General features: G+C 62.7%; 3 protein-coding genes and 1 pseudogene. 1 reads left to right on the top strand and 3 read right to left on the bottom strand.

Translation table 11 applies throughout. The features are described 5' to 3' along the window. From HX846_RS31460 to HX846_RS31470, 3 genes and pseudogenes are all read right to left on the bottom strand, one after another. Window positions 1-168 (bottom strand): annotated as a pseudogene (locus HX846_RS31460) (aldehyde dehydrogenase (NADP(+))); the annotation flags it as partial. Between the two features lie 11 nt (window positions 169-179). Next, window positions 180-1,172, bottom strand: coding sequence for an AraD1 family protein (gene araD1 / locus HX846_RS31465; RefSeq protein ID WP_134326635.1), 993 nt, complete (start codon window positions 1,170-1,172; stop codon window positions 180-182). A 21-nt stretch (window positions 1,173-1,193) separates the two neighbouring features. Further along, complete coding sequence (locus HX846_RS31470) at window positions 1,194-2,516, bottom strand: MFS transporter (RefSeq protein WP_178966891.1); 1,323 nt, start codon at window positions 2,514-2,516, stop codon at window positions 1,194-1,196. 192 nt (window positions 2,517-2,708) lie between these two features. Here HX846_RS31470 and HX846_RS31475 point away from each other — a divergent pair. Beyond that, window positions 2,709-4,207, top strand: a 1,499-nt coding sequence (locus HX846_RS31475; protein ID WP_178966892.1) for an IlvD/Edd family dehydratase, incomplete at its 3' end; no start/stop codon positions are given.

The raw sequence follows: 4,207 nt of genomic DNA on the forward strand, positions 1-4,207 counted from the left end.
GTAAGCCTGAGCGGCGGCGTTGGCCGCGGCGTCGACCTCCTGCGCGGTGGCCTGGTAGAAATCAAAGGGCAATGCCTCGCCACTGGTGGCGTCGATGCTCTGCAGGGTGATGCTGCCGGCAGCGCTGCGCTGGCCGCCGATGTAGTTGTGGCCACAAATCCGGGTCATGCCTGTCTCCTTCAAAGGGTGCCTATGCCGCCAGGTGCCACGCCGCTGTTGGCCACGGCAATGCCGTTGATCAATGGCGCGCCGAATTCGGCCTGGCTGATTTCGAACACATCGCCTGGCTGGGTACGAATGCCGTCGGCAAACGACAAGGTGGCGGTGCCGAAGAAATGGATATGCACGTCACCTGGGCGCAGGAACTGGGTGTATTTGAAATGGTGGTATTCAAGGTTTTCGAGGCTGTGGCACATGTTGGCTTCGCCACTGAGGAATTCGTGCTGCCACAACACCTCGCCATTGCGCACGATACGGCTGGTGCCCGCCAGGTGCCGGGGCAGTTCACCCAGGCGCAACTCGGGACCATAGCTGCAACTGCGCAGCTTGGAGTGGGCCAGGTACAGGTAATTCTTGCGCTCCATCACGTGGTCGGAAAACTCGTTGCCCACCGCGTAGCCCAGGCGATACGGCTTGCCGTCGTGACCAATCACATACAGCCCGGCGATTTCCGGCTCTTCGCCGGCGTCTTCGGCAAACGCTGGCCACGGGAATGGCTGGCCCGGACGCACCACGATGCTGCCGTCGCCCTTGTAGAACCATTCCGGCTGCACACCGGCCTGGCCAGCAGCCGGTTTGCCGCCCTCCACGCCCCATTTGAAGATGCGCATGCTGTCGGTCATCGCGCTTTCGTCACTGGCGTTCTGGTGCATCTTGTCCCGCGCCGACGCACTGCCCAGGTGGGTCAGGCCGGTACCGCTGACCAGCGTGTGGGCCGGGTCCGGGTGATCCAGCGGTGGCAAGATCTTCTGCGCGGCCAGCAGTCTGGCGTAGTCGTGGCTCTCGGCCAGGCCGAGGTGGTCTATGTGCTGTTGCAAGGTGACGCCAGCCTCGATGGCGGCGAGTGCCAGGTCGCGTACCGTGCGGGCGGCCCGCACCTCGCGTACCTGATCGCCGTCGACCACGCCCACTCGGCGTTCGCCGTTGTTCAATTCAAACTGCACTAACCCCATGAGTGTTCTCCTGATTGCCAATTAAGTACGCGTGGCGCCACGGGCGCTGGCGGCGAACTGGTCGGGCGGCAGCACGTGCCTGCGCTCCAGCAACCGATAGACCACCCCGGTCAACACCACCCCGAACAGCATCACGCACGCCAGGAAGTACAAGCCCGACGCAAGGTTGCCGGTGTACTCCTTGAGTGCGCCGATCACGAACGGCCCGATGTAGCCGCCGAGGTTGCCCACCGAGTTGATCAAGGCGATGCCCGCCGCCGCACTCGCGCCGGCAAAGAAACGTCCCGGCAAGGTCCAGAACACCGCCGTGCAAGAAAACAGCGCAAACGCCACCAGGCACAGCGCTGCCAGTTGCCACAGCGGCACCGTCAGCCAGGCGCTGAGGAACAGGCCGATGGCGCCCAACACGTAGAGCACGGCAAGATGACCGTAGCGATCATTCAGGCGATCGGAACTGCGCGGGACGATCAGCAAACCGATGATCCCGAAGATGTAGGGCACTGCCGACACAAACCCGGTGGTCAGGTCGCTGCCGCCAAACTGCTTGATCAAGGTCGGCAGCCAGAGGCCCAGGCCATAGATGCTCAAGGTCACCGGCAGGTAGAACAGCGCCAGCAGCAGCACGCGTTTGTCCTTCAGCGCATGCAGCGGGTTGCCGTGCCGGGTCTGGCCGTAGGCTTGCAGGTCTTTGGCCAGCTCGCCGGTGAGCCAGGCCTTCTCCGCCTGGTCCATCCATTTCACCTGTTGCGGCCCATCCGGCAGGTAGCGCAGCACCGGCCAGGTCAGCAGGATCGCCGGGGTGCCGATGACGATGAACAACCACTGCCAGCCGTGCAGGCCGAGTATCCCGTCCATGCCGAGCAAGCCGCCCGCCACGGGGCCGGTGATCATCATGGCGATGGGTTGGGACAGGATGAACAGCCCGAGGATCTTGCCGCGGTGCCTCACCGGGAACCATTGGGTGATGTAGTAGAGGACACCCGGGAAGAACCCGGCTTCGGCGGCGCCCAGCAGAAAGCGCATCACATAGAAACTGTGGGGGCCCTGGACGAATGCCATGCCGATGGTAATCGCGCCCCAGGTCACCATGATTCGTGCGAACCAGCGCCGCGCGCCGAAACGGTCGAGCATCAGGTTGCTGGGGATTTCCAGCAGGAAGTAGCCAATAAAGAACAGCCCTGCTCCCAGTCCATACGCCGCATCGCCGATGCCCACATCCACGCCCATGTGCAATTTGGCGAAGCCCACGGCCGAGCGATCCACGTAGGCAATCAGGTACAGCAAGATCAGGAAGGGAATCAGTTTCAGCGTGATGCGACGTATCAGCCGCTGTTCCTGGCTCATGTGAGCGGTCTCCGATTGTTATTTTTATAGAGCGTTTCGGGTCGCCTCTCGCGGAAAACCGCCAGGGCCAGGCCTCGTTGGATCGGACTATATAGTAATACTATTTAATCAACAACACTTCCAAACACCCGAATTTACGCCTATGTTAAGCCGAGAATTGATCAATATAGTCTTACAATAAGAGAGTCAGCCATGTCCGAGAAAAAGCCCGTCCTGCGCTCCGCCAGCTGGTTTGGTACCGCCGATAAAAACGGCTTCATGTACCGCAGCTGGATGAAAAACCAGGGGATTGCCGATCATCAGTTCCACGGCAAACCGATCATCGGGATCTGCAATACCTGGTCGGAGCTGACGCCCTGCAACGCGCACTTCCGCCAGATTGCCGAGCATGTGAAACGCGGCGTGATCGAAGCCGGTGGCTTTCCGGTGGAATTTCCGGTGTTCTCCAACGGCGAATCGAACCTGCGCCCCACCGCGATGCTCACCCGTAACCTGGCCAGCATGGACGTGGAGGAAGCCATTCGCGGCAACCCCATCGACGGCGTGGTGCTGCTGACCGGCTGTGACAAGACCACCCCGGCGCTGCTGATGGGCGCCGCCAGTTGCGACGTGCCGGCGATCGTCGTCACCGGCGGGCCGATGCTCAACGGCAAGCACAAGGGCCAGGACATCGGCTCGGGCACCGTGGTGTGGCAGCTCAGCGAACAGGTCAAGGCGGGCACCATTACCCTCGACGATTTCCTCGCGGCCGAAGGCGGCATGTCCCGCTCGGCAGGCACCTGCAACACCATGGGTACCGCCTCGACCATGGCCTGCATGGCCGAAGCACTCGGCACTTCCCTGCCCCACAACGCGGCGATTCCGGCAGTGGACGCGCGGCGTTATGTACTGGCGCACATGTCGGGCATGCGTGCGGTAGAGATGGTGCGTGAAGACTTGAAGCTGTCGAAAATCCTGACCAAGGAGGCCTTCGAAAACGCGATCCGCGTCAACGCAGCCATTGGCGGCTCGACCAACGCGGTGATTCACCTGAAAGCCATCGCCGGGCGTATCGGCGTCGAGCTCGACCTGGACGACTGGACCCGCATGGGCCGTGGCATGCCGACCATCGTCGACCTGCAGCCGTCCGGGCGCTTCCTGATGGAGGAGTTCTACTACGCTGGCGGCCTGCCGGCGGTGCTGCGCCGCCTCGGTGAGGCCAACCTGATCCCGCACCCGAATGCCTTGACCGTCAACGGCAAGTCCCTCGGCGAAAACACCCGCGAAGCACCGATCTACGGCCAGGACGAAGTGATCCGCACCCTCGACAACCCGATCCGCGCCGACGGCGGCATTTGTGTGCTGCGGGGCAACCTCGCACCACTGGGTGCAGTCCTCAAGCCCTCGGCTGCCAGTGCCGAACTGATGCAGCATCGCGGGCGTGCCGTGGTGTTCGAGAACTTCGACATGTACAAGGCACGGATCAACGACCCGGAACTGGACGTGGATGCCAACTCGATCCTGGTGATGAAAAACTGCGGGCCCAAGGGTTATCCGGGCATGGCGGAAGTCGGCAACATGGGCTTGCCGGCCAAACTGCTGGCCCAGGGCGTGACCGACATGGTGCGGATTTCCGATGCGCGCATGAGCGGCACGGCCTACGGCACCGTGGTGTTGCACGTGGCACCGGAAGCGGCGGCCGGCGGCCCGTT

Source organism: Pseudomonas sp. K5002 (assembly GCF_013386655.1).
Taxonomy (GTDB): Bacteria; Pseudomonadota; Gammaproteobacteria; order Pseudomonadales; family Pseudomonadaceae; genus Aquipseudomonas.